Below are 13,657 nucleotides of genomic sequence, written 5' to 3'. Positions count from 1 at the left end.
TCAACCCTCCTTCGCGGGTGTTGGGGCGGATTGACCACTGTCTTTCAGGGCCTTGGTCACTTCCGGCGGCATGTACTTTTCATCGTGCTTGGCCAGTACTTCGTCAGCCACCACCACGCCGTCGGCGTTGATTTTGCCCAGGGCAACAATGCCCTGCCCTTCGCGGAACAGGTCCGGAAGGATGCCGCGATAGCTGATGGTCACGGACTTGTTGAAGTCAGTCACGATGAATTTCACATCCAGCGAGTCGCCGGAACGTTGCAGCGAACCTTGCTCGACCATGCCGCCGGCGCGGATGCGCGTGTCTTGCGGGGCTTCGCCGTTGGCGATTTGGGTCGGGGTGTAAAACAGATTGATGTTCTGCTGCAGGGCGCTCAGGGCCAGGCCGACGGCAGCGCCGACACCGACGAGGATCGCGAGAATGATGATAAGACGCTTTTTGCGCAGCGGATTCACTTGCCGTTCTCCCGGCGCAAACGACGCGCCTCTTGTTGCAGATACCGCTTGCGGGCCAGGATCGGCGCCGCCACGTTGAGGGCCAGCACCGCCAGGCAGATGCCATAGGCGGACCAGACATACAGGGCGTGATGGCCCATGGCGAGGAAGTCGCCGAATGAAGCAAAACTCATCGAACGGCCTCCAGACTGTTCTGCACTTCGGCCTTGACCCAGCTGGCGCGAGCCTCGCGTTTGAGCACTTCAAGGCGCATGCGCAGCAACAGCACGGCGCCGAAGAAGCAGTAGAAGCCCAGCACCGTCAGCAGCAGCGGCAGCCACATTTCTGCCGGCATCGCCGGTTTTTCGGTGAGGGTGAAGGTCGCGCCCTGGTGCAGGGTGTTCCACCACTCCACCGAGTATTTGATGATCGGGATGTTGATCACGCCGACAATCGCCAGCACCGCGCAGGCCTTGGCGGCACTGTCACGATTGCTGATCGCATTGCCCAGCGCAATGAGTCCGAAGTACAGAAACAGCAGAATAAGCATGGACGTAAGTCGCGCATCCCAGACCCACCACGAGCCCCACGTCGGTTTGCCCCAGATCGCCCCGGTGACCAGCGCCACGGCGGTCATCCAGGCACCGATCGGGGCCGCGCATTGCAGGGCGACGTCCGCCAGTTTCATCTTCCAGACCAGCCCGACGATGCCGCACACCGCTAGCATCACGTAGATGGACTGCGCCAGCATGGCGGCCGGAACGTGGATGTAGATGATGCGAAAGCTGTTGCCTTGCTGGTAGTCCGGCGGTGCGAAGGCCAGGCCCCAGACCACGCCGACGCCGATCAGCAGCAACGCCGCGACGCTCAGCCACGGCAGCAGTTTGCCACTGATGCCGTAAAACCATTTGGGTGAGCCGAGCTTATGAAACCAGGTCCAGTTCATTACTGTTTCCATCACGGTTGCTGCTCGTTATCACGAGTCAGCCAAGGGTCTTTACTGATCAAATTTTGACCAGACCTCATTATTCGCCGACGCTGATCTTCAGGCCAGCGGCTATTGCAAAAGGTGTCAGGGTTATCGCCAGGGCGGTCAGGCTACCAAGCCACAAGAGATAACCGGTCGCCGGCATGCCCTGCAAGGCAGCCTGCAAGGCGCCACTGCCGAGAATCAACACCGGGATGTACAGCGGCAGAATCAGCAACGCCAGCAACAGGCCGCCGCGCTTCAATCCCACCGTCAGGGCCGCGCCCACCGCACCGAGCAGGCTCAGCACCGGTGTACCCAGCAACAAAGAAAGCAGCAACACTGGCAGACAGGCGGTGGGTAAACCGAGCATCAACGCCAACAGTGGAGCGAGCAAAACCAGTGCCAGGCCGGAAAACGACCAGTGTGCCAGCACCTTGGCCAAAACCAGAAGAGCCAGGGGGTGCGGCGAAAGGACCCACTGTTCGAGCGATCCATCTTCGAAATCACTGCGGAAAAGCCCGTCCAGCGAGAGCAAAACCGATAAAAGGGCCGCTACCCAGACCAGTCCCGGAGACAAGGTTTGCAACAATTGAGACTCGGGTCCGACCGCCAGCGGGAACAGCGAAACCACAATCGCGAAGAATACCAGCGGATTGGCCAGCTCCGCAGGTCGGCGGAACAGCAAACGAGCCTCACGGGCGACCAACAGGCCGAAAACACTCATACGGCCCAGTTCCCCAGATCAATGTCGCGGTAGCTGGCCGGCACCCGGCTCAGCGTGTGGTGAGTGGTCAACACCACCATGCCGCCGCGCTCACAGTGCGCGGCCAGGTGTGCTTCAAGTTGCGCCACGCCTTGTTTGTCGAGGGCGGTGAACGGTTCGTCGAGGATCCACAGCGGCGGACTGTCCAGGTACAACCGCGCCAAGGCGACGCGACGTTGCTGGCCGGCGGACAGGGTATGGCAGGGAACATCCTCGAAACCGCGCAGCCCGACAGCCGCCAGCGCTTGACGGATCGCTTCATGAGACGCCGGTTGGTGCAGGGCGCAGAGCCAGCTGAGGTTTTCCTCGGGCGTCAGCAAATCCTTGATCCCGGCGGCATGGCCGATCCACAGCAAATTGCGCGCGAGCTCACTGCGTTGCTCGTTCAATGGCTGACCATTGAGCAGCACTTGACCGGCCGTCGGTTGCATCAGCCCGGACAACAAGCGCAGCAAACTGGTCTTGCCGCTGCCGTTGGGGCCACTGATTTGCACCATTTCGCCACTGGCCAGTCTCAATTCGAGATTTTCGAAGAGCAGCCGAAGGTCTCGCTCACAGGCGAGGGCAACGGTTTGCAGGACAGGACTGGTCAAGAGATCACGGGCCTTTAAGGTTCAAGTCGGCAGTGGAGCGGCCGTTAAAGCTATGCAGGATAAATGCATTGGCGGCCCGTTCTAGGGAGCTGGATCAAGTATTTGAAATGTTTTCAGCGCCCCGGCTACAACGGGGCGGCATTATACATGCCACGCCCTGCTCTAAAGAGGGCAATTTCCTCAGGTTGTGACCGCGTATGACAGGCGAAATGAACATCCTCCCGCTCCCGCCGACCGTGCCTGCGACTTCTCGTCCGCAGACGGTCAGCGGCGAATTGCTCAAGCTGCTGACGCCGATGGAGGGCCTGATCAGCGCCGGTCAGACCGCCAAGGCCGAAGTGCTGTCGCTGAAGCAGGCGGATCAGACCTTTCAACTGTTGCTCAAAGTCACCCTCGACAGCGGCCGCCAGACCACGGTCCAGGCCACCAGCACACAACCGCTGCCCCAAGGCACTAGCCTGGCGATCACCCAGCCGTCGGCGGGCAACCTGGCCATCACCGTGCAACAGGCCATCGCCTCCAGCGTCGCCACCCTCACCCGCCTCGACACATCGCAATTGCCTGTCGGTACGCTGCTGCAAGGCAAAGTACTGACCTCCCAGGTGCTGCCTCAAATGCCGGGCCAGCCCACGGTGTTTCGCTCGATGGTGAGCCTGCTCAATACCGCGTTGAGCGGCAGTACGCTGAGCATCGACAGCCCGCAGCCGCTGCGCATCGGCACCTTGTTGAGCGCGCAGGTGCAGGACAGCCAGACGCTGAAATTCGTGCCATTGAGCAGCCGTCAGGAGCAATTGGCGGTGACCCAACAGCTGGTCAGCCAACAGAGCCGCCAAGGCTCGCTGGACGGGCTGCTCAAACTCCTGCAAAACCTGCCGGCCTCGAGCCAGACCTCCAGTGACCTGCGCGCTGCCGTCGACAAATTGCTCTCCGGCCTGCCCGATGTTCAGCAGCTCAGCACGGCAAAAGGCCTGGCCCTGGCGTTGGCCAATAGCGGCGTGTTCCTGGAAAGCAAACTGCTCGCCGGACAGAACCCGACACTGACCCCGGACATGAAGGGCGACCTGCTCAAGCTGATCGCGCAACTGACCCCCGGGCTGCCGGCCAACAGCAGTTTCAACGCGATCATTGCCGCCAATACACTGGCCCAGGCAATGCCGAGTTTCGTGCGTAACGCCCTCGGCATGCTCGGGCAGGTCAGCGCCAAACCGTCGCCGACCGGTTTCCCCCTGCCCGAACGTCTGCTGCAAAGCTCGGACGATGAAGGCGATCTTGAGCACCTGCTACGCTTGGCCGCCGCTGCGGTTTCACGCCTGCAAAGCCATCAATTGTCCAGCCTGGAACAAACCGGCGTGACCAGTGACGGGCGGCTGATGAGCACCTGGCAACTGGAAATCCCGATGCGCAACTTGCAGGACATCGTGCCGTTGCAGGTCAAGTTCCAGCGCGAAGACGCCCCCGAGAAAGAACCGCCAAAAGAACGCAATGAGGAACGCCCACCCAAGCAACAACTGTGGCGGGTCGAGCTGGCGTTCGACATGGAGCCGCTGGGGCCATTGCAGATTCAGGCGCAATTGATCAAGGGCAGCCTCTCCAGCCAGCTCTGGGCCGAACGGCCCTACACCGCCAGCCTGATCGAAAACAACCTGGCCGCACTGCGCCAACGCCTGTTGGCGTCCGGCCTGAACGTCGGCGACATCGATTGCCACCTCGGCACACCGCCCCAAGGCCCCCAAACTAGTCTCGAACAACGCTGGGTCGACGAAACCGCATGAAAAACCCCAACACCCCGCGCCAGGCCATTGCCCTCAAATACGACGGCACCCACGCCCCTACCCTCACCGCAAAAGGCGACGAAGAACTGGCCGAAGCCATTCTGAAAATTGCCCGCGACTGTGAAGTGCCAATCTACGAAAACGCCGAGCTGGTGAAGCTGCTGGCGCGGATGGAATTGGGGGAGAGTATTCCGGAGGAGTTGTACCGCACGATTGCCGAGATCATTGCGTTTGCGTGGAATTTGAAGGGCAAGTTTCCGCAGGGGCAGGATCCGGATGCGCCGATGATGGAGAAGGATGTCACCGATCGCGGGGATGATTACTGAGGTCTCAGAACCCATCGCGGGCAAGCCCGCTCCCACAGGGGATTGTGGTGTTCACAGACCTTGTGTACACCATCAATCATTGTGGGAGCGGGCTTGCCCGCGATAGCGATCTCAGGCCAAACGCAAAAAATCAGTTCTTGTGCAACTTGCTCATCAACTCCGCCTCAGCCTGGGTCAACCCGCAGGACTGAGTCAGTTCATCGACGCTCGCGCCCATCCCCACCAATCGCGCCGCCTGGGCAAACGACAGGCTCGACGGGTCACGCTGTTCCAGCTGCGCCAGTTTGTCCGGCAACGGCCCGACCACCGCGCGCAGTTCGTGCAGGTCTTCACCCATGCGCACGTTGCCGCTCTGGTAGTTGTCGACGCGCTTGGCCAGGTCCTTGATGCGCTGATCGCGCAGCGCATCGCCCTCGGCCTGTTGCGCCGCGATCACACGCTGAGCGCGTATGTACGACACAAACATCGCCAGCGTGCCTGCCCAGAAGAGGAACAGGACAATAACCGCCACCTCAAGAATCAATCAGATGTTCTCCAGGTCCGACCATTCTTCTTCGCTCATCATCTTGTCCAGTTCGACCAGGATCAGCAATTCGTTGTTCTTGTTGCACACGCCTTGAATGAACTTGGCGGACTCTTCGTTACCGACGTTCGGCGCGGTTTCGATTTCCGACTGACGCAGGTAAACCACTTCGGCCACGCTGTCGACCATGATCCCGACCACTTGCTTGTCGGCTTCGATGATGACGATACGGGTGTTGTCGCTGATCTCGGCATTCATCAGGCCGAAGCGCTGGCGGGTGTCGATCACGGTGACCACGTTGCCGCGCAGGTTGATGATGCCCAGCACGTAGCTCGGAGCACCCGGGACCGGAGCGATTTCGGTGTAACGCAGGACTTCCTGAACGCGCATCACATTGATGCCGTAGGTTTCATTGTCCAGCTTGAAGGTTACCCATTGCAGGATCGGATCTTCAGAACCCTTTGCAGACGACGCCTTATCATTCATACCCTGACCCCTCGAAAAACCGCCCTGGCGGTGTGTGTTCTGTGCGACGGCACTGAATGCCGTCGCGTGTTTGTTATGTCGGTTTGTGAGCCGGCTTGACGCTGCTCAGGTGCTTGGCCCCGCCGCTGGCGATCAACTCGGCCAGCGCTGAAACGTCGAGCAACGCACACATGTGTTCAATCACCGTGCCCGCCAGCCATGGCCGTTGACCACGGTGGCTGCGCCATTTGATTTCGTTCGGGTCCAGGCGCAACGAGCGGCTGACCTGATGCACCGCCAGCCCCCATTCATAGCCCTGAACCGATATGACGTATTGCAGGCCCTGGCGGAAATCGTCGCGATAACGATCGGGCATGACCCAGCGCGCGGTATCCAGCACCTTCAGGTTGCCGGCCTGGCTCGGCAGGATCCCGAGGAACCATTCCGGCTGACCAAACAGCGGCGTGAGCTCGTGACCGGCCAGTGAGTAAATCGAACCCAGGCACACCAGCGGCACCGCCAGGGTCAACCCGGCGACATCGAACAACAGGCATTCGAACGGTTCGGCAGCCCAGGACGGACGGCCATCGGTTTCCACCGGCGGCGGCGTGTTGCTCGGCGGCAGATGGACTTCGACGACGGGTGGCACCAAGGCTTGCAGCAGCGGTGCGATGGACGATACCGGCGCAAGAATGGGCGCTGACGCTTCGATCACGGCAACCGGGGCTTTCGCGACGATTGGCTCAGCGACGGCGTCAGGTTTCTGCGCATCGCGCGCCTGCTCTTCGAGCACCGCCGCCTGGAACTCGTCCAGCGCGGCTTCAGCCTCGACCGCTTCGACAACCTCGATGACTTCAGCCACCGCGTCGACTTCCAGCGGCAACTCTTCAGTCGCCTCCATCAGCAAGCTGTCCAGATAAGACTGGAGCGCTAACTGCGGACGCGAAGTAATGATCTTCACCGGCCGGTTCATACGCCCGTCCTTGTAGGAGCGAGGCTTGCCCGCGAAGAACGATTACGCGATTTGACTGTGGAGACCGTGTTGCGGCCTTCGCGGGCAAGCCTCGCTCCTACAGGATTCGTGTACATGTCAGGCCACCTGCGGGACGAGTTGTGCCGCCAACAGGTGCTTGAGCAGCGCGCGGTAGGCGAGAACGCCACGGCTTTTGCCGTCGAATTGCGAAGGCGTCACACCGGCGCGGCTGGCGTCACGCAAGCGCGTGTCGACCGGGATGTAGCCCTGCCAGATTTCTTCCGGGTACTTGTCGCGCAACACTCGCAACGTGCCGAGGGACGCCTGGGTGCGGCGATCGAACAAGGTCGGCACGATGCTGAACGGCAGCGCCTGTTTGCGTGAGCGGTTGATCATCGCCAGGGTGTTGACCATGCGCTCCAGGCCTTTGACGGCCAGGTGTTCGGTCTGCACCGGGATCACCAGCTGCTGGCTCGCCGCCAAGGCATTGACCATCAGCACGCCGAGCAACGGCGGGCTGTCGATGACGGCGTAATCGAAGTCCTGCCATAGCTGCGCCAGACTCTTGGCGATCACCAGGCCCAAACCACTTTGGCCCGGCGACTGACGCTCAAGGGTCGCGAGCGCCGTGCTCGACGGCAACAGGGAAATATTCTCGTGACTGGTGGGCATCAACAACTGACCGGGCAAGCCTTGCGGCACGCTGCCCTTGTGCAGGAACAGGTCGTAGCAGCTGTGTTCCAGGGTGTCGGGGTCGTAACCGAAATAGCTGGTCATCGAGCCGTGAGGGTCGAGATCGACCACAACCACGCGCTTGCCCGCCTCGGCCAGTAAACCGGCTAAAGCGATAGAGGAAGTGGTTTTACCAACACCACCCTTTTGATTGGCAACGGCCCAGACTCTCATTCGGATTGTTCCACCCGGTCGGGTCGACCGGGAAATAGCTCAACGTATTAATGCGGGTGACGGAGAATTGACGGCGCTCTCTCGTACCGGCGACTTGACCGGGGTCGGTGCAGTTTGTGTGCCAGCACGCTTCAACGCGGCGTCCGGTTTTGCATTGGCGGTTCCGGTACCGGTGAGGCTACGTCGCACATCGAGATTTCGCGACACCACCAGCACCACCCGACGGTTGCGTGCGCGGCCTTCTGCCGTGGCGTTATTGGCCACCGGCTGGAACTCGCCGTAACCCACCGACGCCAGCCGACCCGGATTCACACCCTGCATCGCCAGCATGCGCACGATGCTCGCCGAACGGGCCGAGGACAGCTCCCAGTTGGTCGGGTATTGCGAGGTGCGGATCGGTTGATCGTCGGTGAAACCTTCGACGTGAATCGGGTTATCGAACGGCTTCAGAATCGCCGCGACCTTGTCGATGATGTTGAACGCGATGTCGCTGGGCATGGCGTCGCCGCTGCCGAACAACAGGCTGGAATTGAGTTCGATCTCGACCCATAACTCGTTGCCGCGCACGGTCATCTGGTTGGAGCTGATCAAGTCACCGAACGCCGCACTGATGTCATCGGCAATGCTTTTCAGCGGATCGTTGGCACCGGCGATGCCGGCGTCGACCTGCTCGGCATCCTTGACCAACGGTTTGGCCGGGGTCACGGTCTTCGGCCGCTCGTCGCCGACCGGAATCGGTTTGAGCGCGCGGTCGGTATCGGTGAACACGCCGACCAACGCTTCCGAGATGACCTTGTACTTGCTTTCATTGATCGAAGAGATCGAGTACATGACCACGAAGAAAGCGAACAGCAAGGTGATGAAGTCGGCGTAGGACACCAGCCAACGTTCATGGTTTACGTGTTCTTCAGGTTGCCGGCGACGAGCCATGGTCCATTACCTCCATCAATCCATGAAGCCCTGAAGCTTCAACTCGATAGAGCGAGGGTTTTCACCTTCGGCGATCGACAGGATGCCTTCCAGCAACATCTCGCGATAACGCGACTGGCGCATCGCAACGGACTTGAGTTTGGCGGCAATCGGCAGCAGCACCAGGTTGGCACTGGCCACGCCATAGATGGTGGCGACGAAGGCCACGGCGATGCCGCTGCCCAGTTGCGATGGATCGCCAAGGTTGCCCATGACGTGGATCAGCCCCATCACCGCACCGATGATGCCGATGGTCGGCGCATAGCCGCCCATGCTTTCGAAGACTTTGGCGGCTTCGATGTCGCGGCTTTCCTGGGTGTAGAAATCCACTTCGAGAATGCTTCGAATCGCTTCCGGCTCGGCGCCGTCCACCAGCAGTTGCAGGCCTTTGCGCGAGTAGTTGTCGGGTTCGGCGTCGGCCACCCCTTCCAGCCCCAGCAAACCTTCCTTGCGCGCGGTCAGGCTCCAGTTGACGACACGATCGACGCCGCCGGCCAGGTCCACACGGGGTGGAAACAGGATCCAGGCCAGAATCTGCATGGCGCGCTTGAACGCGCTCATCGGCGATTGCAGCAGCGCCGCGCCGATGGTCCCGCCGATCACGATCAACGCTGCCGGGCCGTTGGCCAGGGCGCCGAGGTGACCGCCTTCAAGGTAGTTGCCGCCAATGATCGCGACGAACGCCATGATGATCCCGATAAGGCTTAGAACATCCATCAGAGGCAAGCCTCGACCAGATGCTTGCCGATGTCGTCCAGGCCGTATACCGCGTCGGCGAGTTCGGCTTTGACGATGGCCATCGGCATTCCGTAGATCACGCAGCTGGCTTCATCCTGGGCCCAGATCGAGCTGCCGCCCTGCTTGAGCAGACGCGCGCCTTCGCGACCGTCGGCGCCCATGCCGGTCAACACCACCGCCAGAACTTTGTCACCGTAGGACTTGGCCGCCGAACCGAAGGTGATGTCCACGCACGGCTTGTAATTCAGACGCTCGTCGCCGGGAAGGATTTTCACCGCGCCACGGCCATCGATCATCATTTGCTTGCCACCCGGTGCCAGCAGCGCCAGGCCAGGACGCAGGATGTCGCCATCCTCGGCTTCCTTGACGCTGATGCGGCAGAGCTTGTCCAGACGCTCGGCGAAAGCTTTGGTGAAGGCAGCAGGCATGTGCTGGATCAACACGATCGGTGCCGGGAAGTTGGCCGGCAATTGGGTCAAGACCCGCTGCAGCGCAACCGGACCGCCAGTGGATGTACCGATGGCGACCAGTTTGTAAGCTTTGCGTTTCGGCGCTGGCGACGACGGGCTGGCGGCGTACGTACGCGTCGGCAGCGGCGCAGGTGCCGGACGTGCAGGCGCACTGCCGCCATAACTGCTGGTGCTTGAAGGCGCAGGCGTCGGAATGGGTGCAGCGACTGGGGCCGGGGCAGCATAAGTGCTGACTCGACGGTTGCTGCGCGAAATGCTCAGAATCTTCTCGCACAGCAGTTGCTTGACCTTCTCCGGGTTGCGGGAGATGTCTTCGAAATTCTTCGGCAGGAAATCCACCGCGCCGGCGTCCAGTGCATCCAGGGTGACCCGGGCGCCTTCGTGCGTCAGCGAGGAGAACATCAACACCGGGGTCGGGCAGCGCTGCATGATGTGCCGCACGGCCGTGATGCCATCCATCATCGGCATCTCGTAGTCCATGGTGATCACGTCTGGCTTGAGGGCCAGGGCCTGATCGATCGCCTCTTTTCCGTTGGTCGCCGTGCCGACGACCTGGATATTCGGATCCGCTGAAAGAATTTCCGAGACGCGGCGGCGGAAAAACCCCGAATCGTCCACCACCAGGACTTTGACTGCCATAAACACTCCGTTAGACGGAGCGAGGCTCAGTCGCCCCGCTCCACCAGAATCAAATACGCCGTGCGGCGTAACGCTTGAGCATGCTCGGAACATCGAGAATCAGCGCGATGCGGCCGTCACCGGTGATGGTGGCGCCGGACATGCCCGGGGTTCCCTGGAGCATTTTGCCCAATGGCTTGATGACCACTTCTTCCTGGCCCACCAACTGGTCGACGACGAAGCCGATCCGCTGAGTGCCCACCGAAAGGATCACCACATGGCCTTCGCGCTGCTCTTCGTGTGCGGCGGAGCTGACCAGCCAGCGTTTGAGGTAGAACAAGGGCAGCGCCTTGTCCCGCACGATCACCACTTCCTGCCCGTCCACCACGTTGGTGCGCGACAGGTCGAGGTGGAAGATCTCGTTGACGTTCACCAGCGGGAACGCAAACGCCTGGTTGCCGAGCATGACCATCAGCGTCGGCATGATCGCCAGGGTCAACGGCACCTTGATGACGATCTTCGAGCCCTGGCCCTTGGTCGAGTAGATGTTGATCGAGCCGTTGAGCTGGGAAATCTTGGTTTTCACCACGTCCATGCCCACGCCACGACCCGACACGTCGGAGATCTCGGTTTTGGTCGAGAAGCCTGGCGCGAAAATCAGGTTGTAGCATTCGGTGTCGCTCAAGCGATCGGCGGCATCCTTGTCCATCACACCGCGTTTTACCGCGATCGAACGCAGGACGTTCGGGTCCATGCCTTTGCCGTCATCGGAGATCGACAGCAGGATGTGATCGCCTTCCTGTTCGGCGGCGAGGATCACCTTGCCACCGCGGGACTTGCCCGAGGCTTCGCGTTCTTCCGGCGACTCGATGCCGTGGTCGACCGCGTTGCGCACCAAGTGGACCAGCGGGTCGGCCAGGGCCTCGACGAGGTTCTTGTCGAGGTCGGTTTCTTCGCCGACCAGTTCCAGGATGATCTCTTTCTTGAGCTGGCGAGCCAGGTCGCGAACCAGGCGCGGGAAACGCCCGAAGACTTTCTTGATCGGTTGCATCCGGGTCTTCATGACCGCGGTTTGCAGGTCGGCCGTGACCACGTCGAGGTTCGACACGGCTTTGGACATGGCCTCATCGGCGCTGTTGGCACCCAGGCGCACCAGGCGGTTACGCACCAGCACCAGTTCGCCGACCATGTTCATGATTTCGTCGAGACGCGCGGTATCGACCCGCACGGTGGTCTCGGCTTCGCTGGCCGGTTTTTCCGGTGGCGGCGCAGCCGGGGCACGGGCCGGAGCCGGTGCCGCAGCGGCAGCCGGTTTCGGCGCTTCGGCTTTTGGCTCGGGCGCTTTCGCAACGGGTTTCGGTGCAGCAGCTTTCGCCACTGGCGCCGCAACAGAAGAGGCCGCCGAAGCGGTGCCGACTTCAGTGAACTTGCCTTTGCCGTGCAATTCGTCGAGCAGCGATTCGAACTCGTGATCGGAGATCAGATCGCCGCCCACCGCTGCGGCGGTCGGCGCTGCCGGTGTCGGTACCGAAGCAATCGCCGATTCCAGCGCATCGACCGCAAAGTTGCCTTTGCCGTGCAGTTGATCGAGCAGTGCTTCGAACTCGTCATCGGTAATGTCGGAGCTGTCGCCAGGCGCTTTCGGCGCAGCCGGAGCGACGGGCGCCGGGGCCACGGCATCGACCGCGAACTGGCCTTTGCCGTGCAGTTGATCGAGCAACGACTCGAACTCGGCATCGGTAATTTCATCGCTGCCAGCGGCATTGTCGGCAGGCGGCGGCGCAACCACTGGCGCCGCTTCGGCTTGTGCCTTGACGGCATTCAGCGAGTCCAGCAGTTGTTCGAATTCGTTATCGGTGATGTCGCCCGATTCGCTTTCAGCCGCCGGTTCTTCGACCGCTTGAGCGACCGGAGCGGCTTCATCAGCCGTTTGCGGCTCGGCCAGACGGGCCAGCGCTGCAAGCAATTCAGGCGTGGCAGCCGTGACCGGGCTGCGTTCGCGGACTTCGGTAAACATGCTGTTCACCGCATCCAGCGCTTCGAGAACCACGTCCATCAGTTCCGAGTCGACGCGTCGTTCACCCTTGCGCAGGATGTCGAACACGTTCTCGGCGATGTGACAGCACTCCACCAGCTCATGGAGCTGGAGGAAGCCGGCGCCCCCTTTTACAGTGTGAAAACCGCGAAAAATTGCATTGAGCAAGTCCGCATCATCCGGTCGGCTTTCAAGCTCGACCAGCTGTTCGGACAGTTGCTCTAGAATCTCGCCGGCCTCAACCAGGAAATCCTGAAGGATCTCTTCATCGGCGCCGAAGCTCATGTGTATGGGTGCTCCTAGAATCCAAGGCTGGAAAGCAAATCGTCTACATCGTCCTGACCGGACACAACGTCTTCTCTTTTATCGGCATGAATCTGCGGACCTTCACCCTGAGAGAGATGTTTTTGCGGATCTTTTTCTGCCAGCATCGCTTCACGGTCATGTTCGATGCCCGCAAAGCGGTCCACCTGACTGGCCATCAGCACGAGCTTGAGCAGGTTGCTTTCAACTTCGGTGACCAACTGCGTCACGCGCTTGATCACCTGACCGGTGAGGTCCTGGTAATCCTGGGCGAGCAGGATGTCGTTGAGGTTGCTCGACACCACACGATTGTCTTCGCTGCTGCGTGTCAGGAAACCGTCGACTCGCCGCGCCAGTTCACGGAACTCTTCAGCCCCGACTTCGCGACGCATGAACCGTCCCCAATCGGTGCTCAAGGCCTGGGCTTCATTGCTCAGGCTGTTGACCAGCGGCGTGGCGTTTTCCACCAGGTCCATGGTGCGGTTGGCCGCCGCCTCGGTCAGCTTGACCACATACCCCAGGCGCTCGGTGGCGTCGGTGATCTGTGACACTTCCTCGGCTTGCGGCATGTTCGGGTCAATCTGGAAATTGACGATCGCACTGTGCAGCTCGCGAGTGAGCTTGCCCACTTCCTGGTACAGGCCGCGGTCACGGGTCTGGTTGAGCTCATGGATCAGTTGCACAGCGTCGCCGAACTTGCCTTTTTCAAGGCTTTCGACCAGTTCGACGGCGTGTTTTTTCAGGGTCGACTCGAAGTCACCCTGTGAAGATTCGATATGCTCCATAGCTTCCCCGTGG

The 13,657-nt window shown here is 61.0% G+C and carries 16 protein-coding genes; 2 read left to right on the top strand and 14 right to left on the bottom strand.

Annotated elements, in window-relative coordinates; genetic code table 11:
• The 5 genes from ccmE to ccmA form a co-directional block, all read right to left on the bottom strand.
• On the bottom strand, positions 1 to 456 hold the full coding sequence (gene ccmE / locus ACA057_RS08090; RefSeq protein ID WP_497347325.1) for a cytochrome c maturation protein CcmE: 456 nt from the start codon (positions 454 to 456) through the stop codon (positions 1 to 3).
• On the bottom strand, positions 453 to 629 hold the full coding sequence (gene ccmD, locus ACA057_RS08085) for a heme exporter protein CcmD (RefSeq protein WP_008145547.1): 177 nt from the start codon (positions 627 to 629) through the stop codon (positions 453 to 455). Before ccmD ends, ccmE begins: the two co-directional genes overlap by 4 nt.
• On the bottom strand, positions 626 to 1,381 hold the full coding sequence (locus ACA057_RS08080; protein WP_497347323.1) for a heme ABC transporter permease: 756 nt from the start codon (positions 1,379 to 1,381) through the stop codon (positions 626 to 628). The genes ccmD and ACA057_RS08080 overlap by 4 nt, the downstream gene beginning before the upstream one ends.
• A gap of 79 nt (positions 1,382 to 1,460) precedes the next feature.
• Positions 1,461 to 2,129 (bottom strand): heme exporter protein CcmB, encoded by a 669-nt coding sequence (ccmB, locus tag ACA057_RS08075; protein ID WP_401358368.1) that lies wholly within the window; start codon positions 2,127 to 2,129, stop codon positions 1,461 to 1,463.
• Positions 2,126 to 2,761: a cytochrome c biogenesis heme-transporting ATPase CcmA gene (gene ccmA, locus ACA057_RS08070; protein WP_497347321.1), complete on the bottom strand. Its 636-nt coding sequence runs from the start codon at positions 2,759 to 2,761 to the stop codon at positions 2,126 to 2,128. Before ccmA ends, ccmB begins: the two co-directional genes overlap by 4 nt.
• Before the next feature lie 197 nt (positions 2,762 to 2,958).
• Between ccmA and fliK the strand changes: the two genes are divergently transcribed.
• Both fliK and ACA057_RS08060 read left to right on the top strand, forming a co-directional pair.
• Positions 2,959 to 4,533, top strand: a complete 1,575-nt coding sequence (gene fliK, locus ACA057_RS08065) for a flagellar hook-length control protein FliK (RefSeq protein WP_497347319.1) — start codon at positions 2,959 to 2,961, stop codon at positions 4,531 to 4,533.
• Complete coding sequence (locus ACA057_RS08060) at positions 4,530 to 4,859, top strand: EscU/YscU/HrcU family type III secretion system export apparatus switch protein (protein WP_497347317.1); 330 nt, start codon at positions 4,530 to 4,532, stop codon at positions 4,857 to 4,859. Before fliK ends, ACA057_RS08060 begins: the two co-directional genes overlap by 4 nt.
• A 130-nt stretch (positions 4,860 to 4,989) precedes the next feature.
• Here ACA057_RS08060 and ACA057_RS08055 read toward each other — a convergent pair whose 3' ends face one another.
• The 9 genes from ACA057_RS08055 to ACA057_RS08015 all read right to left on the bottom strand — a co-directional run bounded on the left by ACA057_RS08055 (position 4,990) and on the right by ACA057_RS08015 (position 13,644).
• A complete protein-coding gene (locus tag ACA057_RS08055; RefSeq protein ID WP_059407543.1) occupies positions 4,990 to 5,382 on the bottom strand; it encodes a DUF2802 domain-containing protein in 393 nt (130 codons plus the stop codon).
• Entirely contained in the window at positions 5,383 to 5,868 is a 486-nt protein-coding gene (locus ACA057_RS08050; protein WP_131061597.1) for a chemotaxis protein CheW, read from the bottom strand.
• Positions 5,869 to 5,941: 73 nt separating this feature from the next.
• Positions 5,942 to 6,820 carry a CheW domain-containing protein gene (locus ACA057_RS08045; protein WP_497347314.1) on the bottom strand — a complete coding sequence of 293 codons (879 nt, stop codon included), beginning with the start codon at positions 6,818 to 6,820 and terminating at the stop codon, positions 5,942 to 5,944.
• 117 nt (positions 6,821 to 6,937) lie between these two features.
• The gene (locus ACA057_RS08040) at positions 6,938 to 7,726 is read right to left on the bottom strand and encodes a ParA family protein (protein WP_497347312.1); all 789 of its coding nucleotides are present in this window, start codon (positions 7,724 to 7,726) and stop codon (positions 6,938 to 6,940) included.
• Positions 7,727 to 7,765: 39 nt separating this feature from the next.
• Positions 7,766 to 8,656: a flagellar motor protein MotD gene (gene motD, locus ACA057_RS08035; RefSeq protein ID WP_497347310.1), complete on the bottom strand. Its 891-nt coding sequence runs from the start codon at positions 8,654 to 8,656 to the stop codon at positions 7,766 to 7,768.
• Positions 8,657 to 8,671: 15 nt separating this feature from the next.
• The gene (locus ACA057_RS08030; RefSeq protein ID WP_497347308.1) at positions 8,672 to 9,412 is read right to left on the bottom strand and encodes a flagellar motor protein; all 741 of its coding nucleotides are present in this window, start codon (positions 9,410 to 9,412) and stop codon (positions 8,672 to 8,674) included.
• Complete coding sequence (locus tag ACA057_RS08025; RefSeq protein ID WP_497347306.1) at positions 9,412 to 10,542, bottom strand: protein-glutamate methylesterase/protein-glutamine glutaminase; 1,131 nt, start codon at positions 10,540 to 10,542, stop codon at positions 9,412 to 9,414. Before ACA057_RS08025 ends, ACA057_RS08030 begins: the two co-directional genes overlap by 1 nt.
• Before the next feature lie 49 nt (positions 10,543 to 10,591).
• Positions 10,592 to 12,841, bottom strand: coding sequence for a chemotaxis protein CheA (locus ACA057_RS08020; protein WP_497347304.1), 2,250 nt, complete (start codon positions 12,839 to 12,841; stop codon positions 10,592 to 10,594).
• Between the two features lie 14 nt (positions 12,842 to 12,855).
• Positions 12,856 to 13,644 carry a protein phosphatase CheZ gene (locus tag ACA057_RS08015; RefSeq protein WP_059407551.1) on the bottom strand — a complete coding sequence of 263 codons (789 nt, stop codon included), beginning with the start codon at positions 13,642 to 13,644 and terminating at the stop codon, positions 12,856 to 12,858.
• Positions 13,645 to 13,657: the final 13 nt, after the last annotated feature.

The sequence above is a fragment of the Pseudomonas sp. LBUM1661 genome (genome assembly GCF_059695925.1).
Note: the sequence above shows the minus strand (reverse complement) of the source record. Positions and strands in the feature narration are given on the sequence as shown.

Bases quoted from the DNA above. Each gene is read 5' to 3' on its own strand.
- ccmD (WP_008145547.1), bottom strand. From the start codon at position 629: ATGAGTTTTGCTTCATTCGGCGACTTCCTCGCCATGGGCCATCACGCC.
- ACA057_RS08080 (WP_497347323.1), bottom strand. From the start codon at position 1,381: ATGAACTGGACCTGGTTTCATAAGCTCGGCTCACCCAAATGGTTTTAC.
- ccmB (WP_401358368.1), bottom strand. From the start codon at position 2,129: ATGAGTGTTTTCGGCCTGTTGGTCGCCCGTGAGGCTCGTTTGCTGTTC.
- fliK (WP_497347319.1), top strand. From the start codon at position 2,959: ATGACAGGCGAAATGAACATCCTCCCGCTCCCGCCGACCGTGCCTGCG.
- ACA057_RS08060 (WP_497347317.1), top strand. From the start codon at position 4,530: ATGAAAAACCCCAACACCCCGCGCCAGGCCATTGCCCTCAAATACGAC.
- ACA057_RS08050 (WP_131061597.1), bottom strand. From the start codon at position 5,868: ATGAATGATAAGGCGTCGTCTGCAAAGGGTTCTGAAGATCCGATCCTG.
- ACA057_RS08045 (WP_497347314.1), bottom strand. From the start codon at position 6,820: ATGAACCGGCCGGTGAAGATCATTACTTCGCGTCCGCAGTTAGCGCTC.
- ACA057_RS08040 (WP_497347312.1), bottom strand. From the start codon at position 7,726: ATGAGAGTCTGGGCCGTTGCCAATCAAAAGGGTGGTGTTGGTAAAACC.
- motD (WP_497347310.1), bottom strand. From the start codon at position 8,656: ATGGCTCGTCGCCGGCAACCTGAAGAACACGTAAACCATGAACGTTGG.
- ACA057_RS08030 (WP_497347308.1), bottom strand. From the start codon at position 9,412: ATGGATGTTCTAAGCCTTATCGGGATCATCATGGCGTTCGTCGCGATC.
- ACA057_RS08025 (WP_497347306.1), bottom strand. From the start codon at position 10,542: ATGGCAGTCAAAGTCCTGGTGGTGGACGATTCGGGGTTTTTCCGCCGC.
- ACA057_RS08020 (WP_497347304.1), bottom strand. From the start codon at position 12,841: ATGAGCTTCGGCGCCGATGAAGAGATCCTTCAGGATTTCCTGGTTGAG.
- ACA057_RS08015 (WP_059407551.1), bottom strand. From the start codon at position 13,644: ATGGAGCATATCGAATCTTCACAGGGTGACTTCGAGTCGACCCTGAAA.